At 51.3% G+C, this 22144-nt stretch carries 20 protein-coding genes and 1 tRNA gene; 7 read left to right on the top strand and 14 right to left on the bottom strand.

What is annotated here, in order from left to right; genetic code table 11:
- Positions 1-35 precede the first annotated feature (35 nt).
- Together ACMYR3_RS06740 and ACMYR3_RS06735 are read left to right on the top strand one after the other, a co-directional pair.
- A complete protein-coding gene (locus ACMYR3_RS06740) occupies positions 36-1487 on the top strand; it encodes a bifunctional 2-methylcitrate dehydratase/aconitate hydratase (RefSeq protein ID WP_424195746.1) in 1452 nt (483 codons plus the stop codon).
- A 241-nt stretch (positions 1488-1728) separates the two neighbouring features.
- Complete coding sequence (locus ACMYR3_RS06735; RefSeq protein ID WP_424195744.1) at positions 1729-3630, top strand: propionate--CoA ligase; 1902 nt, start codon at positions 1729-1731, stop codon at positions 3628-3630.
- Positions 3631-3823: 193 nt separating this feature from the next.
- Here the strand turns inward: ACMYR3_RS06735 and ACMYR3_RS06730 are convergent, their stop codons facing one another.
- The 4 genes from ACMYR3_RS06730 to ACMYR3_RS06715 all read right to left on the bottom strand — a co-directional run bounded on the left by ACMYR3_RS06730 (position 3824) and on the right by ACMYR3_RS06715 (position 6218).
- A complete protein-coding gene (locus tag ACMYR3_RS06730) occupies positions 3824-4243 on the bottom strand; it encodes a cupin domain-containing protein (RefSeq protein WP_424195742.1) in 420 nt (139 codons plus the stop codon).
- Positions 4240-4707, bottom strand: a complete 468-nt coding sequence (locus tag ACMYR3_RS06725; RefSeq protein WP_424195740.1) for a carboxymuconolactone decarboxylase family protein — start codon at positions 4705-4707, stop codon at positions 4240-4242. The genes ACMYR3_RS06730 and ACMYR3_RS06725 overlap by 4 nt, the downstream gene beginning before the upstream one ends.
- Positions 4708-4769: 62 nt before the next feature.
- Positions 4770-5663 carry an RNA polymerase sigma factor SigJ gene (gene sigJ / locus ACMYR3_RS06720; RefSeq protein ID WP_424195739.1) on the bottom strand — a complete coding sequence of 298 codons (894 nt, stop codon included), beginning with the start codon at positions 5661-5663 and terminating at the stop codon, positions 4770-4772.
- Between the two features lie 480 nt (positions 5664-6143).
- Positions 6144-6218, bottom strand: a tRNA-Val gene (locus tag ACMYR3_RS06715).
- Between the two features lie 353 nt (positions 6219-6571).
- Here ACMYR3_RS06715 and ACMYR3_RS06710 point away from each other — a divergent pair.
- The 3 genes from ACMYR3_RS06710 (at position 6572) to ACMYR3_RS06700 (ending at position 8683) form a co-directional block, all read left to right on the top strand.
- Entirely contained in the window at positions 6572-6829 is a 258-nt protein-coding gene (locus ACMYR3_RS06710; RefSeq protein ID WP_424195737.1) for a hypothetical protein, read from the top strand.
- 79 nt (positions 6830-6908) lie between these two features.
- Positions 6909-7739 carry a DUF692 domain-containing protein gene (locus tag ACMYR3_RS06705; protein WP_424195735.1) on the top strand — a complete coding sequence of 277 codons (831 nt, stop codon included), beginning with the start codon at positions 6909-6911 and terminating at the stop codon, positions 7737-7739.
- A 74-nt stretch (positions 7740-7813) separates the two neighbouring features.
- Positions 7814-8683 (top strand): putative DNA-binding domain-containing protein, encoded by an 870-nt coding sequence (locus ACMYR3_RS06700; RefSeq protein WP_424195733.1) that lies wholly within the window; start codon positions 7814-7816, stop codon positions 8681-8683.
- A 134-nt stretch (positions 8684-8817) separates the two neighbouring features.
- Here ACMYR3_RS06700 and dnaQ read toward each other — a convergent pair whose 3' ends face one another.
- From dnaQ to ACMYR3_RS06685, 3 genes are all read right to left on the bottom strand, one after another.
- Positions 8818-9525 (bottom strand): DNA polymerase III subunit epsilon, encoded by a 708-nt coding sequence (dnaQ, locus tag ACMYR3_RS06695; RefSeq protein ID WP_424195731.1) that lies wholly within the window; start codon positions 9523-9525, stop codon positions 8818-8820.
- Positions 9526-9794: 269 nt separating this feature from the next.
- The gene (gene rnhA, locus ACMYR3_RS06690) at positions 9795-10229 is read right to left on the bottom strand and encodes a ribonuclease HI (protein WP_424195729.1); all 435 of its coding nucleotides are present in this window, start codon (positions 10227-10229) and stop codon (positions 9795-9797) included.
- 66 nt (positions 10230-10295) lie between these two features.
- Entirely contained in the window at positions 10296-11258 is a 963-nt protein-coding gene (locus tag ACMYR3_RS06685) for a class I SAM-dependent methyltransferase (RefSeq protein WP_424195727.1), read from the bottom strand.
- Positions 11259-11339: 81 nt separating this feature from the next.
- On the opposite strand from ACMYR3_RS06685, the gene gloB reads away from it, so the two are divergent.
- Together gloB and ACMYR3_RS06675 are read left to right on the top strand one after the other, a co-directional pair.
- On the top strand, positions 11340-12131 hold the full coding sequence (gloB, locus tag ACMYR3_RS06680) for a hydroxyacylglutathione hydrolase (protein ID WP_424195725.1): 792 nt from the start codon (positions 11340-11342) through the stop codon (positions 12129-12131).
- A gap of 351 nt (positions 12132-12482) precedes the next feature.
- Positions 12483-14414: a transglycosylase SLT domain-containing protein gene (locus ACMYR3_RS06675; protein ID WP_424195723.1), complete on the top strand. Its 1932-nt coding sequence runs from the start codon at positions 12483-12485 to the stop codon at positions 14412-14414.
- 394 nt (positions 14415-14808) lie between these two features.
- On the opposite strand, the gene ACMYR3_RS06670 is transcribed toward ACMYR3_RS06675, so the two are convergent.
- The 7 genes from ACMYR3_RS06670 to thrC all read right to left on the bottom strand — a co-directional run bounded on the left by ACMYR3_RS06670 (position 14809) and on the right by thrC (position 21605).
- Entirely contained in the window at positions 14809-16764 is a 1956-nt protein-coding gene (locus ACMYR3_RS06670; protein ID WP_424195721.1) for a GspE/PulE family protein, read from the bottom strand.
- A gap of 151 nt (positions 16765-16915) precedes the next feature.
- Positions 16916-17854 carry a spermidine synthase gene (locus tag ACMYR3_RS06665; protein WP_424195719.1) on the bottom strand — a complete coding sequence of 313 codons (939 nt, stop codon included), beginning with the start codon at positions 17852-17854 and terminating at the stop codon, positions 16916-16918.
- Positions 17855-17989: 135 nt separating this feature from the next.
- Complete coding sequence (locus ACMYR3_RS06660; RefSeq protein ID WP_424196394.1) at positions 17990-18490, bottom strand: DNA-deoxyinosine glycosylase; 501 nt, start codon at positions 18488-18490, stop codon at positions 17990-17992.
- Positions 18491-18729: 239 nt separating this feature from the next.
- Positions 18730-19221 (bottom strand): molybdopterin synthase catalytic subunit MoaE, encoded by a 492-nt coding sequence (moaE, locus tag ACMYR3_RS06655; RefSeq protein WP_424195717.1) that lies wholly within the window; start codon positions 19219-19221, stop codon positions 18730-18732.
- A gap of 18 nt (positions 19222-19239) precedes the next feature.
- Complete coding sequence (gene moaD / locus ACMYR3_RS06650) at positions 19240-19497, bottom strand: molybdopterin converting factor subunit 1 (protein WP_424195715.1); 258 nt, start codon at positions 19495-19497, stop codon at positions 19240-19242.
- Position 19498: 1 nt separating this feature from the next.
- Positions 19499-20086 carry a molybdopterin-guanine dinucleotide biosynthesis protein B gene (mobB, locus tag ACMYR3_RS06645; protein WP_424195713.1) on the bottom strand — a complete coding sequence of 196 codons (588 nt, stop codon included), beginning with the start codon at positions 20084-20086 and terminating at the stop codon, positions 19499-19501.
- A gap of 61 nt (positions 20087-20147) precedes the next feature.
- Positions 20148-21605 (bottom strand): threonine synthase, encoded by a 1458-nt coding sequence (thrC, locus tag ACMYR3_RS06640; RefSeq protein WP_424195711.1) that lies wholly within the window; start codon positions 21603-21605, stop codon positions 20148-20150.
- Between the last annotated feature and the right edge of the window lie 539 nt (positions 21606-22144).

Below are 22144 nucleotides of genomic sequence, written 5' to 3'. Positions count from 1 at the left end.
GTTCTAAAAAAACATTTTTCAAAAAGAGGAAAAGCATGTCTGCACACATCTCCAATATCCGTCCCGAGTTTGACAAGGTGATCGTCGATATCGTCGACTACGTGACCAATTACAAAATTGACAGCAAGCTGGCTTATGAAACCGCCCGCAGCTGCCTGATCGACACCCTGGGCTGTGGCCTGGAAGCGCTGGAATACCCAGCCTGCAAAAAACTGATGGGCCCGATCGTGCCCGGCACCGTGGTACCCAATGGCGCCAAAGTGCCAGGCACGCAATTTCAGCTCGACCCGATCCAGGCCGCCTTCAATATTGGCGCCATGATTCGCTGGCTGGACTTTAACGACACCTGGCTGGCTGCTGAATGGGGTCATCCATCGGACAACCTGGGTGGCATTCTGGCCACAGCCGACTGGCTGTCACGCAATGCCATCGCTGCTGGCAAAGCCCCATTGACCATGAAGGCGGTGCTGACAGGCATGATCAAGGCGCATGAAATTCAAGGTTGCATCGCGCTGGAAAATTCGTTTAACAAAGTCGGTCTGGATCACGTGGTGCTGGTGAAGGTTGCCTCCACTGCCGTGGTGGCCGAAATGATGGGTCTGACCCGTGATGAAATTCTCAACGCCGTGTCACTGGCCTGGGTCGATGGTCAGTCACTGCGTACCTATCGTCACGCACCCAATACCGGCTCACGCAAATCATGGGCCGCTGGCGATGCGACATCACGCGCTGTGCGCTTGGCATTGATCGCCAAAACCGGCGAAATGGGCTATCCATCGGTGCTGACCGCCAAGACCTGGGGCTTCTATGACGTGCTGTTCAAGGGCAATGAGTTCAAGTTCCAGCGCCCTTATGGTTCCTATGTGATGGAAAACGTGTTGTTTAAAATTTCATTCCCTGCCGAGTTCCACTCACAGACAGGTGTTGAAGCCGCGATGACCCTGCATGGTGAATTGGCCAAGGCTGGCAAAAAGGTCGAAGACATCAAGAAAATCACCATCCGCACGCACGAAGCCTGTATTCGCATCATCGACAAAAAAGGCCCGCTCAACAACCCGGCCGACCGTGACCATTGCATCCAGTACATGGTTGCCGTGCCACTGATTTATGGCCGCCTGACCGCTGGCGATTACGAAGACAGCATCGCCGCTGATCCTCGCATTGACAGCCTGCGTGACAAGATTGTTTGCGTGGAAGATCCAGCCTTCACCAAGGATTATCATGATCCGGAAAAACGCTCGATTGCCAACGCATTGACGGTTGAATTCCATGATGGCAGCAAGTTGGCGGAAGTCGTGGTTGAGTACCCGATTGGTCACAAACGCCGTCGTACCGATGGCATTCCACTGCTGGAAGCCAAGTTCAAAACCAATCTGGCACGCATGTTCCCCACCAAGCAACAACAGCGCATCCTGGAAGTATCGCTCGACCAGGCCAAGCTGGAAGCCATGTCCGTCAATGAATACGTGGATATGTACGTGATCTGAACAGTTCGACCAAGTAGTACCGACATTCGTGAAGCCCGGGTAGTTAATCAGTTTCACGAATGTCAAAGCAACAGCAAATGTACTCAAGCAGTTGTAATAAGGCAAATGTAATAAGGCATTACCGGCAATACCCAAGCCGGGTCTGGCAGCAGAAAGCAACACCACGATTATTCGCCAGACCCGTTACCTGTACCCGCTAAGGCACCCAAGAGGCCGGTGGGCTGCTCGAAGGAGACTAGGCATGAGCTATACAGCGTTTCAACAGCAATCACTTGCTAACCCCGAACAATTTTGGGCCGAACAGGCCCGCCGGATTGAATGGCGCAAGCCGTATGATCAGGTACTCGATAACAGCAATCCCCCGTTTGCCCGCTGGTATGTGGGCGGCGAAACCAATCTGTGTCACAACGCGGTGGACCGCTGGCTGACCACGCAGCCCGATCAGGCCGCGCTGATTGCCATCTCCACCGAAACCAATACCGAAAAGACCTACAGCTTTAAAGAGCTGCATGTCGAAGTCAGTCGCATGGCCGCCTGCATGCAATCACTCGGCGTGAAAAAAGGTGATCGCGTGCTGATTTACATGCCGATGATTGCCGAAGCCATTTTTGCCATGCTCGCGTGCGCACGGATTGGCGCGATTCATTCGGTGGTATTTGGCGGTTTTGCGGCCAATAGCCTGGCCAGCCGGATTGACGATGCGCAGCCCTTGCTGATTGTGTCGGCTGATGCCGGATCACGCGGTGGCAAGGTGATTCCCTATAAGCCCCTGCTCGATGAAGCCATCAGCCTGGCTGCTCATCAACCCGAGCGCGTGCTGCTGGTCAACCGTGGTCTGGCCGACATGCCACTGGTGGCTGATCGTGATGTGCAGTATCACGAGTTATACGCGGCCCATCTCAATGCGCAGGTGCCCGTCACCTGGCTGCAAGCGACTGACCCTTCCTACATTCTGTATACCTCGGGTACAACCGGCAAGCCCAAGGGCGTGCAGCGCGATGTGGGCGGTTATGCCGTCGCACTGGCAGCCGCGATGGACCTGATTTATCAGGCCAAGGCGGGCGAAGTGTTTTTTACGACCTCCGACATTGGCTGGGTGGTAGGACACTCCTTTATTGTGTACGGCCCCTTGATTGCCGGTATGGCGACCATCTGCTACGAAGGTCTGCCGATTGTGCCCGACCCCGGTGTTTGGTGGGGCGTGGTCGAAAAATACAAAGTCAGCCGCATGTTCTCGGCACCCACTGCAATCCGCGTGTTGCGCAAAACCGGCACCGACTACATCCGTGCCCATGACATCAGCAGCCTCAAAGGCTTGTACCTGGCCGGTGAACCGCTTGATCAACCCACTGCAAGCTGGGTTTCCGAAGCGCTCGGCGTGTCGATTGTTGATAACTACTGGCAGACCGAAACCGGCTGGCCGATCCTCACCATTGCCCGTGGCGGTGCCGCCCATGATGACCGCCCTACCCGCCTTGGCAGCCCTGGCTTTCCGGTCTATGGCTACGATGTGAAGATCATCAACGAAGGTACCGGCGCGGAGTGCGGCCCCAATGAAAAAGGCGTGGTCATGGTCAACGGCCCCCTGCCACCGGGCTGCATGCAAACCATCTGGGGCGACGATGAACGCTATGCGCGCACATACTGGTCCAGCATCAATGGCCAGCTGATGTATTCGACCTTTGACTGGGGCATTCGCGACGACGACGGCTATCACTTCATCCTGGGTCGTACCGATGATGTGATCAACGTCGCCGGCCATCGTCTTGGTACACGGGAAATCGAAGAAAGCATCACTTCGCATCCAGCAATTGCCGAAGTGGCCGTCGTGGGCGTGGAAGATGCCATCAAAGGTCAGGCTGCGATTGCCTTTGCCATTGTCAAAGATGCCAAACTGATTGCCAGCGATGTGGCCAAAAGCCAGCTCGAAAAAGAAGTCATGCAAACGGTCGATCATCAGCTCGGTGCGATTGCCCGTCCGTCACGCATTCACTTTGTTGCCACCTTGCCCAAGACCCGCTCCGGCAAGCTCTTGCGCCGTGCCATTCAAGCCGTCTGTGAAGGTCGTGATCCGGGTGATTTAACCACCCTAGAGGACAGTGGCGCACTGGAACAAGTCAAACTCGCGGTGGCAAAGAAATGATGCCGTTTTAAAAAGTGATGAAGTCAGAAAGTAAGTCGAAAGCAATTCAAAAGCAATTCAAAAGCAAAACCGAGCAAGTTCCAAAACACACCCGCTTCTAATGCCCATTAAGGCGGGTGCCCTCCGGGCGATTGCCCAGATTCGGCCTGCAGTATTGCTGCTATGCAGGCCGAATCATTTTTTTTGTTCTCCTCTATTTGACTGGCAATACCGCCGGTAAACCTTGCTGCTTGACCAGAAATACCAAAAAACGGGCTGGCTTGTCGGCATCCAGATTACGAGCCTGCAGATGAATATCGTCCGGCTTTTCATAAAAGGTATCGCCTGCCTTGAGCAGCACCTCCGGCTCACCAGCCACTTGCATCAACATCTGCCCTTCCAGCAGATAAACAAATACTTGCGCCTGGTGACGATGCGCTGGCGAAACAGCCCCGGGAGGTATTTCTATCACGCGCATCTGCAACTCATCCAGGCCCATGGCCAACGGTTTTTGCAAGAGCACACCTTGCTGGTTGGCAGCGACTTCATGAGCACTTGTGTAATGAGTATTCATCATCAGCGCACACAATAAAAATGGCCGAAATAATTGCGCAATCATGTAGCGGGGAATCATGCTGACACACCTTTAGCGGACTGACGCATGGCGATGGCCATACGGTTCCAGGCATTCATTTGGCTAATGGCAAAGGTCAATTCTGCAATCTGACGAGCATTAAAATGATTCAGCAAGGGTTGATAATCCACATCGGTGGCATGCGTAACGGCAATCTGGGTCAATGACTCTGCCCAGTTCAACGCCGCTCGCTCAGCTGGTGTATACAAAAGACTTTCCCGCCAACCGGCCAGTTGATCCAATCGCGCACTGGTCTCACCGGCCTCACGCAAATGCTCGGCATGCATCCCCAGGCAAAAGGCACAGCCATTGATTTGCGATACACGTTGATACACAAGCTCAATCAGGCGTGATTCCACTGTACAAATGGAAAGTCGTTCGGAAACCTGTCGCATGGCTGCAAACAATTCCGGGGCCAAGTTCCAATAGGGTAAACGCAGGTTGTTGGCAGTCGTTGTCATCATCGTCCTTATCATCTTGTTTTCAGCCCCATGGCCAAAACACAATGACAAGACGGATATCCATGTTATTTTGTGACAGTCACTTTCAGCAATGACATGTTCAGTCTTTGCAATTTATCCGGGTTCATGACGTTGAAGATACGGGTCACTTGTTGTCCATCAGTTTGCACCATCATCACTGAATGCAAGTTAGACTCAAAATAACGGGCAATCGCCGCTTCACCATTGACCATGGCAAAACACCACTCAAGTTGTGCGCCAAAACGACGTGCCACGGCATAATAAAGCCAACTGATTCGCTGTGGCCCATGCAATGGCCGGTTAGTCGACATGACCTTGCCGCCACCATCCGAGGTTGATATCACATCGTCATGCAGCAGATGCAAGATATCCTGCCGATTGCCCGAACTGGCTGCCCTCATGAACTGCTGTAATACTCGCAGGTGATCTGCCTTGGATACTTTGAAACGTGGCTGCTGTGCACGTACACGCTCCCTGGCACGATGCACCAACTGTCGACAGGCTGCATCGGTCTTATTCAGCAATTTGGCAAGGTCGGCATAGTTCTGATCAAATACTTCGCGCAATAAAAAGGCAGCCCGTTCCTCCGCGGTCAACGCCTCCAACACAACCATTAACGCAAATGACAAATCATGCTGAAATTCGAGTAGCGTTTCCGGTGTTGAATAATCAATATCATTGACTGGCTCAGGTAGCCAAGGTCCAGGATAAGATGCACGCTCCTGCTTGAGTACACGCAAGCGATCAATACTCAAACGGCTAGTCACGGTGACCAACCAGGCTGGCACTGATTCAATCGTAGCCAGATCCGACTGACTCCAACGAATGTATGCCTCTTGGACAATATCTTCGGCCTCGGCACGTGAGCCAAGCATGCGATAAGCAATACCAAATAATCGGGGCCGCTGTTGATTGAATGGTGCTAGATGAATTGACATAGAAGTCGAGATAGTGAGGTTGTCCGATCGTTTCATGAGCCTGATTAAGGCCCAATCAGTTTAGACGTACCAACATCGGCTATTGTGACAATCCTCGACAAGAAATTTTGAGGCGATCAACCTAAATAACAAAATGCCAATCGTCAAACATAGCGCTGGATAACAAAATGAAAAATGGGATGGCAATAAACGAAATTAACTATCGCCCACTCCCTCATTCAGTACCGTAGCCAAGCTGATCAATGCGCAATGATCCTGGACAGAAATGACAGGTCGCAGCAGTCTTCAACATGCGTGGCCATGAACCAGGTCAGCACGCCGCAAAAAATGGCTGTGGCGACACAGATGATCATGAGTCGACCAAATTTGGGAGTTGCAGATGATCTGGTCATGGTGTGCTAAATAGGAATATGATTGCAGCTCGCATTTATATCAGGTTGCCGTCAAACAAAGTGCCGTCAATTTGAGCAAATGTGAAAGTGGTGGGCGATACTGGGATCGAACCAGTGGCTTCCACCGTGTGAAGGTGGCACTCTACCCCTGAGTTAACCGCCCGAAGCAACATTGTTTCAATGTGCCAGGAAGGTGGATTATGACATGCGCTGTTATTTGTCTCAATCCAATCCCGGCAAAGAAGTCAACCTTGTATGCAGCAAGCAGACTCATCAGTGCAGTCTGAATTTTTTATATTCTTTAGTCTTTTTCAACGATCCTTTAAAAGGATTTTTGCTTGACGAAATAACTGCAACTCCTTGATTAAAAACAGGTTTAAAAGATTTTTAATTTTTTTGATCATTTTGTGTAATGAATCGTTGAATGCGGCGACTGATGCTGCGAGGGGTAATGATTAATCAGCTCCTTAATACTTCTTAATTTTTTGTCTTTAACTTTTTCCTCAGGAGAAAAACATGCTGAATATCAAATCACAAATGGCGATCGCTGCCACTGCTGCTGCTCTGTTTACTGGTTTTGCCGTACCAACACTGGCTCATGCTGCTGACGAAATGGGTGTCAAGTGCGCCGGTATCAATAGCTGCAAGGGCACTTCCGAATGCAAGACTGCCAAGAGCGGTTGTAAAGGCCAGAACTCCTGCAAAGGTCAGGGCTGGACTCATTCCAAATCTGCTGAAGAATGCACTTCAGCTGGCGGCAAAGTGCTCAAATAAGTCTAAAGCTACTTTATCCTGATCCGGCCTGGGGCGTGTTGACCAGGCCTGATTTTTATCTGGACTACAGAGGATTATCGTGACAACGTCTATCAAGGGTTTTGGCCTGGGTCTGCGAACCGAACACTATGTCGATTTCATTGAGCGCAAACCGGCAGTCGATTGGCTGGAAGTGATTTCGGAAAACTATATGGTGCCCGGTGGCAAACCACACTACTTTCTGGACAAGATTCGCCAGGATTACCCGATGGTGATGCATGGTGTATCAATGTCGATCGGCAGCACGGCACCGTTGAATTTGAATTATCTGCAAGAGCTCAAGGCATTGATTGCACGCATCGAGCCGGGTTGGGTGTCCGACCATATCTGCTGGACCGGCACCGAGCAGATGAATCTGCACGACTTGCTGCCCATGCCCTATACCGAAGCCGCGCTGCAACATCTGGTGAGCCGCATCAGCCAGGTGCAAGATATATTGGGACGTCAGCTGGTACTGGAAAACGTATCAAGCTACGTCAGCTATGCCGCCGATGAAATGCCCGAATGGACTTTTGTGGCCGAGCTGGCCAAACGTGCCGATTGCCGCCTGCTGCTGGATGTGAACAATATTTATGTGAGTAGCGTCAATCACGGTTTTGATCCGCATGAGTATGTGAATGCAATACCAGCCGAGCGGATTGCGCAAATTCATTTGGCAGGTCATGAAGATCATGGCGACTACATCATCGACACGCATGATCATCCAGTCTGCGACAAGGTCTGGGCGCTGTATGCGTATACCATTTCACGGATTGGGCCCATACCCACCATGATTGAGCGCGACGACAATATGCCACCGCTTGATGAGCTGCTCGGTGAGCTGGCCCAGGCGCGTGAACTCAACCAGCACTGTGTGCTCGAAGTGGCGTAATTCGCGGCTTAACTCGTAGCTTATTTGTCACGTAATCGGTGGCGTAATGATTGATGAATGCAAGGAATCTGCTGATGAACTCACCCACCCCTGACACCATCAAAACAAACCATGCTGTGACAATGCAGGCCGCCTTGCTGACATTACAAAACCAGTTTCAACAAGGTCTGGTGAAGCAGATTATGCCGAAGCAATTGTTCAACTCACAGCCCAATCCAGCCAATTCAGATGGCCGCCAGATTGCTGATCTGCCGACCCGCTTTGGTATTTATACCTTTGCCTTTCGCTCACGCCTTGAAGAAGCGCTGCGCGATAACTATCCGATTTTGCACAAGGTGGTCGGTGATGATGCGTTTAGCGAGATTGCCCATGCTTACTTGGCGGCACATCCCTCGCAGCATCCTTCCATACGCTGGTTTGGACATTTGCTGAGCGAGTTTTTAAGCAGCCATGAAAACCTGATTCCGCACCCTGCCATTGTCGATTTGGTACGCATGGAATGGGCGGTACGCAGCGCATTTGATGGTGCCGATGCACCTTTGCTCAACGCGGCCACATTAGCGCAACTGGCACCGGAACAATGGGCCGACTTGCCACTGCGGCTGCATCCAACGGCACACATTTTGTCCGTGGATTGGCAGGTAGAACCAATCTGGCAAACCCTCACCAAAGACGAGGCAGCCGAGGTCACACCACCTGCGCCCTTGGTGCACGATATGCTGATCTGGCGTAAGGAGTTGGTCTGCTACTGGCGCTCGCTGGACAACATGGAAGCCCGTTTATTGGAAAGTATTAAGATGGGCAATACCAAGGCGGATGTAAGTTTTGGCGAACTGTGCGCGGCCTGCGCCTGGCAAGTGGGTGAAGCAGGTGCAGCCAGTACGGCAATTCAATACCTGCAGCAGTGGCTGCTTGACCAATTATTGGTTGTTGCACCGGACTAAGGCATGAAATCAGCAGCCTGCAAAACGAGCAAAAATGCAAATTGAGCAACCAATTCCGTGACCTGTTAAGCAACCCGCCCATTCGAGGGAATACAAATGAAATGCGCGAGTGAAAAATGCAAGTTAAACAACTTTCAAGCCGCCTTATCTGCCTCGACAATACGGCGCCAAACCGGTACGCCACGCGATTCTTTGGCAATCGCATCCAGCACTTTTTCGTGATCCGTCAGTTCATCTGCGGTGGCAGATAAAACCGGCAAACGGCTCGCATCAAACTGCAGCTCAACCAGATCTCCTTCCATCATCGCATCCACACCCAGGCTGCTCTGGCCCCGCGTCATGGCCATATAAACGTCGGCCAATAATTCCGCATCCAGCAAGGCACCGTGCAATTTACGATGCGAATTGGAAATGTCGTAGCGCTCGCAGAGTGCATCCAGTGAATTACGCTTGCCCGGATGAAGTTCTTTGGCCAATACCAGACTGTCCGTTACCTTGCCAACCTGCGCCTTGAACAAGGGCTGACCAAGCCGTTTAAGCTCGGCATCCAAAAAGCCCATATCAAACGGTGCGTTGTGAATCAAGATATCCGCCCCGCGTAGATAATCCATCAGCTCGTCGGCAATATTCTCAAACACCGGATGCTGACTTAAAAATTCGCTCGTTAAACCGTGAACACGCAACGCACCCTCATCGCTGTCGCGCTGCGGATTGATGTAACGGTGGTAGTTATTGCCAGTCAGACGACGGTCAATCAGCTCCACACAACCCACTTCAATGACCCGATGGCCATCTTGCGGACTCAAGCCGGTGGTTTCGGTATCCAGCACAATTAATCGCATACTCTACTCTTGTATAAGGCTTTTCTTAACGCTTAAGTGCGTATTTATTGATTGTTTAAAAATACAGTAAGGGTGTATATATCAAGCTTCAGAGTGATGTTAGTTGAATCCATCGCTGCACTCAAGTCGTCGCGTACATTCTTGCTTTCTGTATTACTTTCAGAATTACTCGCCGTGCTCATCTCGTTTTTTGCACAAAAAAATCAATGAATTCGATCGGAAAATTTCATCAAATGAATTCATCTCAACCAAAATCAACTCAATTTTACTTAAATAACGCCAATTCCACGATTGGCCAACTCATCCGCCGCTTCGTTACCCGGATGACCATTATGACCACGCACCCAGATCCAATCGATCTTGTGCGGCTGTGCCAGCTTTTGCAGCTGCTGCCAAAGATCGGCATTTTTGACGGGCTCTTTACTGGCAGTACGCCAACCACGCTTGATCCAGCCATCGATCCATTCAGTCATGCCTTTTTGCACATATTGCGAATCGGTATGCAGACGAATTTCGCTGATATTTTTTAGACTTTCCAATGCGCGGATCACCGCCAGCAACTCCATCCGGTTATTGGTGGTATTGGCTTCGCCACCAAATAGTTCTTTTTTATGCTCCCCCGCCACCAGCAAAGCACCCCAACCACCCGGGCCAGGGTTACCTTTGCACGCACCATCTGTATAAATATCAATAACTTGCGACATAAATCTCCAATTTTAATTTAACTAATTTACTTTTAAAGTGATTTAAGATTCTTAGCCAGGGCCGCACTATACCTGACGTGAATGCTGTTTTTGTACGCGCTGCGCTGCGGGCGAGAGCCGCGTGACACTGGCGCGCTTTTTCCAGGCCGGACCAATCAGACGCATGCCCTTGACCCGCTTGATGGCAGCAATCGTGTAGGCTGAACCAAAAATTGGCCACCAACGATCGCCTGCCTTTTCCATGAATTCCCAACGATTGAGCCATTTGCTGGTTTTAAATGGCGGCCGATAACAGCCAAAACGACCGCGACTGACTTCAAAACCCAAAAGTTTGAGCCAGTCTTTCAGGCGTCGCACACCGAGCAACTCTTCCGCGCCGGGTAAATATTGATCTTCCGCTCGTCCCACACCACCATTAAGTGCACGCATCAATGCGCCGCTGCGCTGACGCGCACCCCATAAACTATAGGGATTGAAGCCACTGATAATGACCTGCCCCTCCGGGCGGAGCACGCGCTCCACTTCACGCAAAACCTCGTGCGGATCTGCCGCAAACTCCAGCACATGCGGTAACACCACCAGATCGATACTTTGCGAAGCCACCGGTAACTCATGAAATGAAGCCACCAGCTGGCGCCGCGGATTGATTTTGGCCTGGGCCGCCACCCGCACTTCGCCCCGTTCGTTGGTTTCGTGATTGAGCACTTCGGTGGGCCACTGACTGAGTCGCTCCAGACCCACCATTTCCTCCAGGCAGGTTTCGTCGGCGTGTTCCAGCACCAGGCAATGAAAGGGCATGCGGTTTTCCTGCAGCGCGTTTAATTCGGGCAGACCCAACTGCAAGGCGTTATAGCCAAAGATATCGCCCACCAAGGCGTCCATCTGGCGGCGCTCCCATTTGAGCAGGTATTGGCCGGGCGGCGTTGCCAACCATTGTCGCCAGGCCAGGTCCTTGGGTGGCGGACAGGGCGACGGCGAAAATTCGGGCTCCGGCGAATCAGGGTATAGTATGGGGGAAGACAAAGTCATGCCCAATTGTAGACAGTTTGTTGAGCAGCCAGTAAATTACCATTTCCACGCCTTCCTTGGCTATACCGCTTAAAGCCCACTATGAGTATCACCGTTACCCCAATTAGCGCCTTTAACGATAATTACATCTGGCTATTGTCAGATGGCAAATATGCTGTGGTGGTTGATCCCGGCCAGGCCGCGCCAGTCATCAGCGCTCTCGAAGAACAAGGCCTGACACTGACCGACATCCTGATTACCCATCACCATCCGGATCATGTCGGTGGCATCCCCGCTTTAAAATACTTTGCCAGCGAATCGCTCAAACGCATTATTGGCCCGGCTGCTGAAATCATTGAAGAGCTGACCGAAAAAGTCAATGAAGGTGATACGGTGAGCGTTTTGGGCAATGATTTCAAGGTGATGGATGTGGGTGGCCACACCAAGGGTCACATCGCGTTTTATCATGCCGCCAATGAGGCGCTCGGTGACACGGTATTTTGCGGTGACACGCTGTTTTCATGTGGTTGTGGCCGTCTGTTTGAAGGCACGCCCGAACAAATGCTGGCTTCGCTGGACAAACTGACCGCCCTGCCTGATGACACGCTGGTGTATTGCGCCCATGAATACACACTGCCCAATATTCGCTTTGCCCGTGCGGTCGACCTTGCCAATACCGAGCTGGCACTGTACGAAAGACACTGTCTGGCTTTGCGTGAAGAAGAAAAACCAACGATTCCCAGCTCGATCGGTCTGGAAAAAAAGGTCAATCCATTTTTGCGCTGCGACGAACCCGCCCTGCGCAAAATGGCCACCACCATCAAAGGTCAGGCCATTACCAGTCGCCTCGACGCCTTTGCGGCCCTGCGTGAATGGAAAGACATCTTCCGCTAAACTGGCTGCTCATGGTCGATTTGCCTGGCTATTGAACCGGCAGGCTTGATTGGCAAGCCCAAGCATCATGAATGTGTCTGACAGCCTTGCCAGATATAGATGTAATTAAAAAAATCAAGTCTTGACGCGGTTCGGCCGCCTCTATACCATTGCACACAGTTTATTTAGGCTTTATGTCACATTTTCTGGTTCATCGAAACCCACAATTCGGTTGAACTTTCTGACGATACCGTCTGGCATGTTGCCACAACGCCGTGACCTGCTCCATCGTGATCAGGCACCCTTGCAGCGGTGCTGCTCTCAATACATATCAGGCCGCTTTGCGTTCCTGTGAAAGGATTGACTAGCGTGATGAATTTTTCATTCGCCCTTCGCCCCATGTTTAAACTGCTGGCCAAACCCGCCCAGTCAGCCATGATTCCCGCACTGATCGCCACCTTGTTAAGTGGTTGTGCCTCTACCCCGTTTAACGATTATCACAACACTACATCCGGCAACAGCAAAGAAGGTAGTAAAACTGCCAGTAACACTGTCGTTGCCAATGCCGCCACAACTACCGTACAAGGTACGGTTCAAGAGTCTGCCAAAACCGGTGTAGCACCCGTTGCTGAAGCTCAGGTTCATAAAGTGGAACTGCCTCCTGTCAAAGACATCCGCTTTTTTGAAAGCCTGCCCGAGCAAGCAGCGGATGACAACAAAACCCCTGCTGTCAGCAACGATCTGCTAGTGCGGATTCGCAATGGTTTTGGTATGCCCAATCTGGAGTCCCCGCTGGTGACCGAGAAAGAATCGTGGTATTCAGCCAAGCCGGATAATTTCAAGCGCATGGTCGAACGCTCCTCGCTGTATCTTTACCATGTGGTTGATGCCCTGGAAAAACGCGGCATGCCAACCGAACTGGCCTTGCTGCCCTTCATCGAAAGCGCCTTTAATCCACAGGCATTTTCCAGCGCCAAAGCAGCGGGCATGTGGCAGTTCATTCCCTCTACAGGTAAAGATTACAACCTGGCGCAAAACATGTTTCGCGACGAGCGGCGTGACGTGACTGCTTCCACCAATGCCGCGCTGGATTATCTGAACAAATTGCACGATATGTTTGGCGATTGGCATCTGGCGCTCGCAGCCTATAACTGGGGCGAAGGCTCGGTCACCCGGGCGATTGAAAAAAATCGCCGCCTGGGTCTACCAACCGATTATCTGTCGCTCAATATGCCCGCAGAAACACGCAATTATGTACCCAAGCTGCAGGCGGTCAAAAATCTGATTGCCAATCCGGAAAATTACAACATCGCCCTGCCTGAGATTCCTAACCACCCCTATTTTGTATCGGTGGACATGAAGCGCGATATTGATGTGGCCGTAGCGGCCCGCTTGGCCAATATGCCAGTCGAAGAATTCAAGCAGCTCAATCCAGCCTACAATCGCCCTGTGATTGTAGGTGCGACCAATCTGCCAATTTTACTGCCCTACAAAAATGCCGAGGCATTCAAGAAAAACCTGGCTGCTGCCATTGCCCGTGATGTCTCACTGGCATCCTGGACCTCTTACACCGTGTCATCACGCACTCGTCTGGAAAACATTTCCCAGCAACTCAGTGTGCCGGTTGCCGTATTGCGTGACGTGAACCGCATTCCGGCAGGCATGCGTTTGAAAGCCGGTTCAACCATTCTGATTCCCAAAACGGCCAGTAATGACAATGACATCCCGATGCATATTGCTGACAATGCGGTGATGGCGATTGAGCCCGACACACCTGATATGAAAAAAATCAGCTATCAGGTTCGCAAAGGCGATACGCTATACAGCGTTGCCAATCGCTATCATGTCAGTGTCACACAACTCAAGGGTTGGAACGGTATCAAACGGGATGCCCGTGCTGGTCAGGTGCTGGTGATGCGCGTTCCTGTTGGCACGCCAGCACCGACCATGGTTGCCAATGCTGCTGAAAAATCAGCCCTACCTGCTCAGACAGTGGCGGATACCCAAACCATCAGCAAAACCGTACGTATCGTCGGCAAAAATGGCAAGGTCAGTTATGTCAAACAGACTGTCACTGTGAAAGCCAGTGCACCTGTCACGCCAGTACTGGCTACCAGCAAGGATAGCAAGTCGGTAGTCGCCAATGTCAAAGCAGTTCCCACTACCAACACAGCGAGTGGCAAAGCTGCACCCGTCGCTGTTGCTAAAGCTGGCAGTACCGCCAAACCTGTCAAGGTGGTCGTTGCCAAAGGCAGTGCGTCGGCACCAATCAAACGCCCAATTCGCTTGGCTGCCAGTCGCTAAGTAATCTCACGCTTTAAGTGCCTGCCTTTTGGCAGGCACGGCTTGATGGCAAACGATGGCAAGCATCACCCCGCCCGCTCCTCCTTACGCATGCTCATTGACCACGCTGCATGTCATGGCCACACTTAGTGCCTGCGCTGGTTAACTTACTCACGCGTCTGTAGCAAATCGAGTGGGCTCTTGATTCTGCCTGGCACGTGTCATTGTGATCTACGCCGACATGTTTTAGCGCTTTTTCCATGACAGCCATTGATCCCCAAAAATCGCCCACACACTCAAAAAATATGTACTCCCTATGAGTACCATAGTAAATTGGCCTGTTAAGTGCTAAAAATAAAGGGGAGTTTTTTTACTCCCCCCGACTATATTACGCAGGCCTATGAGAAATGGCGGCCTATTTTGCCAACACCGTTTCAGTCGCAGCAACTTGAATGGGGGCACTCACCGTGGCAGATGCAGCGGCAGGCGATGGTGTTCGTGGCTCTACGGCAGCCTCAGTTACGGGTTCGGCCGCCAACTGCACTTCCATACGCGGGGTGGCAGCAAGCACTTCTTCAATTGTGGTTTTACCTTCAGCCACCTTGATGGCGCCAGAAATCCGTAAGGGCCGTAAACCATCTCGCACTGCCTGGGTACGAATCGCCGAGATATTGGGTGCTTCGTGGATATGCCGCTTAAGTTCTTCACTGACAGTCAACAATTCATAAATGCCCACTCGCCCCATATAACCGGTATTACGACACTCCAGACAACCCACTGGCGCATAGGCATTGGGTTTTTCATTGAAGGTCCAGGGTGAAATCAGACTGTTCCAGGTGTCATTGCTGAACTTGGCATCGGGGGCCTTGCAGTGCTGGCAAAGCGTGCGCACCAGCCGCTGCGCCATCACACCGAGCAAGGTCGCGCTGATCAGATACGATGGCACACCCAGTTCCAGTAAACGAATGATGGCTGACGGGGCGTCGTTGGTGTGCACGGTCGAGAATACCAGGTGACCGGTGAGCGCCGCCTGAATCGCCATTTCGGCGGTTTCCAGGTCACGAATCTCACCGACCATGATGATGTCCGGATCTTGCCGCAACAAAGCCCGCACGCCATCGGCAAAGCCCAGATCAATGGCCGGATTGACCTGCATCTGATTCAAGGCCGGATCGACGTTTTCAATCGGGTCTTCAATGGTACTCACATTGACCTGATCGGTCGCGAGCAAACGCAGCGTACTGTAAAGTGTGGTGGTCTTGCCCGAACCGGTTGGCCCAGTCACCAGAATAATGCCGTTGGGGCGGGTGATCAGATCATTCCAGATGCCCTCCTCCTCGCTCGAAAAACCCAGCGCGGCAAATTGCTTGATCACGGTTTCCGGATCAAAAATCCGCATCACCAGTTTTTCGCCAAAAGCGGTTGGCAAAGTGGACAAGCGCATTTCAATTTCTTCACCACGCGGATTACGCACTTTAATGCGCCCATCCAGCGGTCGGCGTTTTTCCACCACGTCCATCCGCGCCAAAAACTTGATCCGTGCCGTCATCGCCTGCAATACCGTCACTGGCACCTGATAAACCTGATGCAGCACGCCATCAATCCGAAACCGCACGATCCCGGCATCACGCCGTGGCTCGACATGAATATCAGAGGCGCGCTGTTCAAACGCGTATTGCCAGAGCCAGTCAACGATATAGATAACGCTCTGGTCGTTGGCATCCAAAGGCCGGCCAGTGGCACCCAACTCAATCAGATGCTCAAAGCCCGGCGCAGCCTGCGCACCATTGCGTTTGAGCGCATTTTTCATCGATTTGGCAAGGTTATAAAACTCGGCAATATAGCGATTGATATCGGTGGGACTGGCAACCACCAGACGCACACTCTTGCGCAAAATCTTTTCCAGCTCGGGCTTCCATTGCGTCTCAAACGGCTCGCAGGTTGCCACGGTGACATCATTGCTATTGACCGCAATCGGCAAAATCTTGTAGCGACCGGCATAAGCCGATGACATCAGGTCTGCCACCTGGGTAAAGTCCACCTTGAGTGGGTCAATATACATGTATGGCAAGCCAACCTTATCAGCCAACCATTCAGTCAATGATTCAATATCGGCGATTTTGTCGGGACGACCTGCGTAATGCAACTTGGCATCAGCCACCATCAACAAAGGATGGACACCGGCTTTTTTACGTGCCGCATCCTGATAGAAAGCTTCCAGATCTTCGCGATGAATCAGACGATCTTCATGCAGCCATTTGACCAGAACCCGCAACTCCAAAGGCCCGATATGCTGGGCCAGATTTAAACGAGTGGCACGAGAAATGGTGGTGTTGGCAAAAGTTGGCAACGAACTTGCGGGGGTGGGCATGGTGATATGGCACTCTCTCGAACAAGGGTTGAATTGATAATAGCAACTAGAAAATTTTTAACAACGAACACTGGCTGGTCTGAGCTGGATCATGAAGCAGCCATCAAACCAGGCACATAGCTGTATATTCAGCGGTCCCTTCAGCCGTCCATCAAGCATCGGCGAGCAAAACCTGTTTAAGTGCCGTCACCCAACTGCGCGTCGATAAACCGGTACTGAGTTGAATCGCTTTGGCTCGTTCGTAGAGCAATCCAAAGTCCTCAACCGATCGCGGCAATGGTGCAAGCTTGTTGTTATAACAATGAAATGCAATCACGACAACATTTCCCTGATGCACTTCCGGCAGACTCACCACATTGTGCTTGCCAAAAGCCTTTTCAATCCGGCGAATATTTTTGGGATAACTGTCATGATCGCCAAATAAATTAATCGTCATGATGCCGCCAGGCTTGAGCAGGTCGCGACAACCCTGATAAAACTCCGGGCTATCCAGTACCGGACCACGCGCCGTGGCATCATACAAATCCACCTGTAAGGCATCGAGTGTGCCAAGCAACGCGGGATCAGTCACATAATCCATCGCATTGGCCTGCAACACCTGCAGGCGATCATCCACCGTGCCTGGGTACGGCAGCTTAAACATGCTGTAGGCGGCGGCAATCACATCAGGATTCAACTCCACCGCAGTCACCTGACATTCCGGTAGATGCTTCCAGCAAAACTTGGTCAACGCCGCAGCCCCCAGCCCCAACTGGGCCACATGCTTCGGTTCGTTCAACCACAGCAGCCAGATCATCATCTGTTGTGCATATTCCAGTTCCAGCGCAAAGGGCTTGCGAATCCGCATGGCACCCTGCACCCAGACAGTACCAAAGTGCAGATAGCGCACGCCAAACTCTTCGGAAAAAGTCACTGGCGCATAACGCGCCTGATAGCCTTTTCGTGAAATCCGGGGCTTGAGATTATCTGGGGATGTTGAGGGGCTGTTGACCAATGTCGCGTCATCCTGCTGTTCGTCATGAGCTTGACGCGAACGTGCAGGCTTGCGGGATTCCACGGCCTCGATGGATTTTCTTCTGATTAGACTCATACAGGCAGTGTAAAAGAAAACGCGCCTATTTTGGCCGCTGCAACACGTCAATCATGGTGTTATTTAGCGATTTTTATCATCTGATAAAAACCTGCCTGCCAAGCAGCATTGCCCGGCATCCCAATCAGGCAGCAATCACTTGGCGATTTCGCGCCAGAATTCGAGCTTTTGCTCAAAATTCAGCGTGGCATTGGCTGGGCTGGAAGAAGGCAGGACTTGGGTTTCATAACCCCGCTCACGGAACCAGGGCGTAAAACGACCGGCTGTGCGGCCATTGAAGAAAATTCGTTTGATATTGGGTGCCGCTGAAAACAGCGTCAGGAAATCATTGGGAATCGCGTTGGTGATTTTGGCATCCAGGCTACCTTCTCTTTCACAGACCGCATAGACGTCCCACAAGGCAATCCGATGCCACTTGATGACGTCCAGACGGCGTGGATAAGGCAACTCCACCAGCGGCTCACCCAGCACCTGCGCCAGCAATTTCCAGAACTGGTTTTGCGGATGAGCGTAATAGCGCTGATTTTCGAGCGAGGCCTCGCTAGGAAAACTACCCAGAATCAAGACCCTGGCTTGCGAATTGAAAATCGGCAAAAAACCGGACAGACGTTGTCCAGGCTCGGCCGGGTTGTTCATGTTTTCAAGATCAAGGGGCAAGGAAATGCTATTCAAGATGAACAACCAGACAATAAAGAAATATTCGAAGGGGATGACAAGGCATTCTGCGTGAACTAAATCACAAATTCAAGGGTGCTTACACTATTGATCTGGAAGCTGGATTAAGTGCTGACAATTTAGCCCAGACAATTTTTTGTAAGCGCTGACAATCACCCCTTGCAGCACCTTGCCGGGGAACATCAGCCATGAGGATCGCGCTACGAGGTGGTTGTACTCCCGTCCTCATCTTTTTGAGTCTGCCATTTTTGCAAGGCGGTCTGATCCGTGTCACGCGCATCGACCCAGTGACTGCCAGACGGCGTGGACTCTTTTTTCCAGAATGGTGCTTCGGTCTTCAGATAATCAATGATGAACTCACAAGCCTGAAACGCCTCACCACGATGCGCTGACGTGACGGCGACCAGCACAATCTGGTCGCCAGGTTGCAAAGCACCATAGCGATGAATGACCAGCGCATCCTCAATTTGCCAGCGTGCCATCGCCTGCTCACCAATTGTCTGCAGGGATTTTTCTGTCATACCGGGATAATGCTCAAGCGCCATTTGGGTGACGACTTCGCCACGGTTCATATCGCGCACGGTCCCCAAAAAACTCACTATCGCGCCAATTCCGGTGTTAGTCGCACGCAAGGCAGACAGCTCATCACCGAAGTTAAAATCCTCTGAAATTACTTTAATAAAAATTGCCATATTATTGATTAATAATAATTATCCACCTGTTACAGGTGGAAAAAAAGCAACCTCAGAATCAACTTTAAGTAATTCACTTGAAGTGCAAACGGTTTGATTTTGCGCAATTCGCACTGCCCGTCCAGGCGCCAATGCTTCTGCCCACACACCACCACGTGCGCATAACCAGGTTTGCAGATTGCCGAGCGTTTTCACCTCATGAGGCAAATCGACCTGCTCTTCACTCACACCCAGCTTTTCACGCAGACTGGCAAAGTAGCGGATCCGAATGTCCATTTCACGCAGCTCCTCGTGCAGACTGGCTTCTGACTGGCACCTGCTCGACCGGCATGGCAGACGCCAAAATAAAACTGGCAATTGAAACTTCCTCATTCACATCAAGCAAATCCACATGACGCGACGGATCAGGCAACGCGGCCTGATCCGTCGCCAACGCCAAAATATGAGTATCAGTGGGATAACGTAGCGGCCGCTCAAGAGCCACATTGACCGCATTGGGTAAAGTTTCCAGTTGATCAGCATAACGCCAGACTTCCAGCTTGGGAATCGGCATCGACTTATAACCCTCCACCAAAACCAGATCACAAGGCGAAAAATGGGTGAGTAATTCGGCCAGATCAGGTTCGGCTTGATTATGCAGCTCATGCATCAATACCCAACGCGAATCGGAGGCAATCAGCACCTCGCAGGCACCGGCCTCACGGTGTCGCCAGGAATCCTTGCCGGGCCTGTCAATATCAAAACCCTTGTGTGAGTGCTTGATGATAGAAACCTTGATACCTTGTTGCCGAAAATGCACCAACAGTTTTTCAATCAGGGTGGTTTTTCCTGCCCCGGAATAACCAACTATGCCAAAAACCTTCATGGCTGCTCCATGACTGCCACCAAACCGTCCCGATGAAATTGGACAGATTTCTCAATGAACCTCACAGCGCGGTATGCCCTGCCACATAGGCCTTGATGTCTTCGGCTTTGGCGGGCATCACCACAAAGCGTTGTGGCAAGGCTTCAATATTTTCAAAACCTTTGGGACGTGGGGCATTCTGCGCCAGGGCTTCCTGAATGGTCTCGTTGAATTTGGCCGCCAAGGCCGTTTCCAGCACGATCATGGGAATGCCCGCTTCCAGATGTTCGCGTGCCACCTTGACGCCATCGGCGGTGTGCGTGTCAATGATCACCCCGTACTGCTCGGCAATCTGGCGAATCGTGTTCAGCCGATCTGCATGCGTGCTCTTGCCCGAAACGAAACCGTATTGCTGCACGCTGGCAAATTCAGGCGTAGCAGAAATATCAAAACCACCTTCATGATCCACCTTGGCAAAGAGCTCGGCAGTGCGCACTGGATTGCGGCCAAACAGGTCATGGATGAAACGCTCGAAATTGGATGCCTTGGAAATATCCATGGATGGACTGGAAGTGTGATAGGTCTCGGCTGACTTGCGAACACGATACACACCGGTGCGGAAAAATTCATCCAGCACATCATTCTCGTTCGTGGCGGCAACCAGGCGATGAATTGGCAGCCCCATCATGCGGGCAATATGGCCCGCACAGATATTGCCAAAGTTACCTGATGGCACAGTAAAAGAGACTTTCTGATCATTGCTGGTCGTCGCAGTCAGATAACCACGGAAGTAGTACACCACTTGCGCCACCACCCGCGCCCAGTTGATGGAGTTGACAGTACCAATCTTTTGCTGTGCCTTGAAGGCCAGATCATTGGAAACTGCCTTGACGATATCCTGTGCATCATCAAACACGCCTTCAACAGCAATGTTGAAAATATTATCGTCTTGCAGACTGAACATCTGTGCAGTTTGAAAGGCACTCATTTTTTTATGTGGACTCAACATAAAAACACGAATGCCATGTTTGCCGCGCATGGCGTACTCGGCTGCACTACCGGTATCGCCAGACGTTGCACCCAGGATATTGAGCGCGGCACCCTGTTTGGTCAGGATATATTCAAACAGATTACCCAGCAGTTGCATGGCCATATCTTTAAAAGCCAATGTGGGGCCATTGGATAGCGCCTGCAGGTATAGCAAGGCACCCTGCTCTTTACCCAACAGATGTAAAGGCGTAATTGCATTGGCATCATCACCCAAGCGCGCATTGCAATAGACCGCAGGTGTGTAGGTTTTTTCGACCAGCAGCTTTAAATCGGCCTGATCAATGTCCGTAGCAAATTTGCGCAACACTTCATAGGCCAGCTCGGCATAGGACAATCTGCGCCAGGCAGTCAGCTCGGCATCGCTGACCTGCGGATAGGTTTCCGGCAAATACAACCCCCCATCCGGGGCCAGACCACCCAGCAAAATTTGTGAAAAAGTCTGTGCAGGAGCGACAGAAAGATTCACGCCGCGAGTAGAAAAGTAATGCATAAATAGGATTATTTAATGGAATAAATTGGGAGTATATGGGTTTTTATTAGGTATTAAGTGCGTAAATAAATAGCTTATTTTTTTACTACCCAGGTGTATAAATAACTAACGAGATGACTTAATGACTACTTGACAACAATTGACCAGCGCTTGCATGCCAACACAAACCTCTGCACCAGCGGCCATGAAAACGGTTGATATAAACGGTGATTATCGCACTTGCCGCCACAAAAATCTTTGTCACGACTCAAGCGTATACGGTGAACTAAGCATGATTGATTTTGCCCAAGGAATATGAACCATCATGCATTTTAGTTATAGGATTTACCCAGCTACTTTTTGATTGGTAAATATGAGAAATTGTTTTTGGATATAGCGCCGCATCAACAAAGAAGGAGGCATGTTACTTGCCTGTCCTTTTAGTGAATTGACTGGCTTTTGTGTGCTTATTTCCACAATCACGTTAAACGTACCAGACTATGCTAACGTTAAGTCATGGTGGTTTGAAGTGGCAAGAAAGATTGTTTACAACTCCGGGA

Origin of the sequence: Ampullimonas aquatilis, assembly GCF_049675895.1 — a bacterium.
GTDB classification, from domain to species: Bacteria; Pseudomonadota; Gammaproteobacteria; order Burkholderiales; family Burkholderiaceae_D; genus Ampullimonas; species Ampullimonas aquatilis.
The sequence above is the reverse complement of the archived record's forward strand: the minus strand, read 5'-3'. Positions and strand labels throughout refer to the sequence as shown.

Excerpts from the sequence above, each read along its gene's own strand:
- ACMYR3_RS06740 (WP_424195746.1), top strand. The coding sequence starts at position 36 with ATGTCTGCACACATCTCCAATATCCGTCCCGAGTTTGACAAGGTGATC.
- ACMYR3_RS06735 (WP_424195744.1), top strand. The coding sequence starts at position 1,729 with ATGAGCTATACAGCGTTTCAACAGCAATCACTTGCTAACCCCGAACAA.
- ACMYR3_RS06730 (WP_424195742.1), bottom strand. The coding sequence starts at position 4,243 with ATGATTCCCCGCTACATGATTGCGCAATTATTTCGGCCATTTTTATTG.
- ACMYR3_RS06725 (WP_424195740.1), bottom strand. The coding sequence starts at position 4,707 with ATGATGACAACGACTGCCAACAACCTGCGTTTACCCTATTGGAACTTG.
- sigJ (WP_424195739.1), bottom strand. The coding sequence starts at position 5,663 with ATGTCAATTCATCTAGCACCATTCAATCAACAGCGGCCCCGATTATTT.
- ACMYR3_RS06710 (WP_424195737.1), top strand. The coding sequence starts at position 6,572 with ATGCTGAATATCAAATCACAAATGGCGATCGCTGCCACTGCTGCTGCT.
- ACMYR3_RS06700 (WP_424195733.1), top strand. The coding sequence starts at position 7,814 with ATGAACTCACCCACCCCTGACACCATCAAAACAAACCATGCTGTGACA.
- dnaQ (WP_424195731.1), bottom strand. The coding sequence starts at position 9,525 with ATGCGATTAATTGTGCTGGATACCGAAACCACCGGCTTGAGTCCGCAA.
- rnhA (WP_424195729.1), bottom strand. The coding sequence starts at position 10,229 with ATGTCGCAAGTTATTGATATTTATACAGATGGTGCGTGCAAAGGTAAC.
- ACMYR3_RS06685 (WP_424195727.1), bottom strand. The coding sequence starts at position 11,258 with ATGACTTTGTCTTCCCCCATACTATACCCTGATTCGCCGGAGCCCGAA.
- gloB (WP_424195725.1), top strand. The coding sequence starts at position 11,340 with ATGAGTATCACCGTTACCCCAATTAGCGCCTTTAACGATAATTACATC.
- ACMYR3_RS06675 (WP_424195723.1), top strand. The coding sequence starts at position 12,483 with ATGAATTTTTCATTCGCCCTTCGCCCCATGTTTAAACTGCTGGCCAAA.
- ACMYR3_RS06670 (WP_424195721.1), bottom strand. The coding sequence starts at position 16,764 with ATGCCCACCCCCGCAAGTTCGTTGCCAACTTTTGCCAACACCACCATT.
- ACMYR3_RS06665 (WP_424195719.1), bottom strand. The coding sequence starts at position 17,854 with ATGAGTCTAATCAGAAGAAAATCCATCGAGGCCGTGGAATCCCGCAAG.
- ACMYR3_RS06660 (WP_424196394.1), bottom strand. The coding sequence starts at position 18,490 with ATGAACAACCCGGCCGAGCCTGGACAACGTCTGTCCGGTTTTTTGCCG.
- moaE (WP_424195717.1), bottom strand. The coding sequence starts at position 19,221 with ATGGCAATTTTTATTAAAGTAATTTCAGAGGATTTTAACTTCGGTGAT.
- moaD (WP_424195715.1), bottom strand. The coding sequence starts at position 19,497 with ATGGACATTCGGATCCGCTACTTTGCCAGTCTGCGTGAAAAGCTGGGT.
- mobB (WP_424195713.1), bottom strand. The coding sequence starts at position 20,086 with ATGAAGGTTTTTGGCATAGTTGGTTATTCCGGGGCAGGAAAAACCACC.
- thrC (WP_424195711.1), bottom strand. The coding sequence starts at position 21,605 with ATGCATTACTTTTCTACTCGCGGCGTGAATCTTTCTGTCGCTCCTGCA.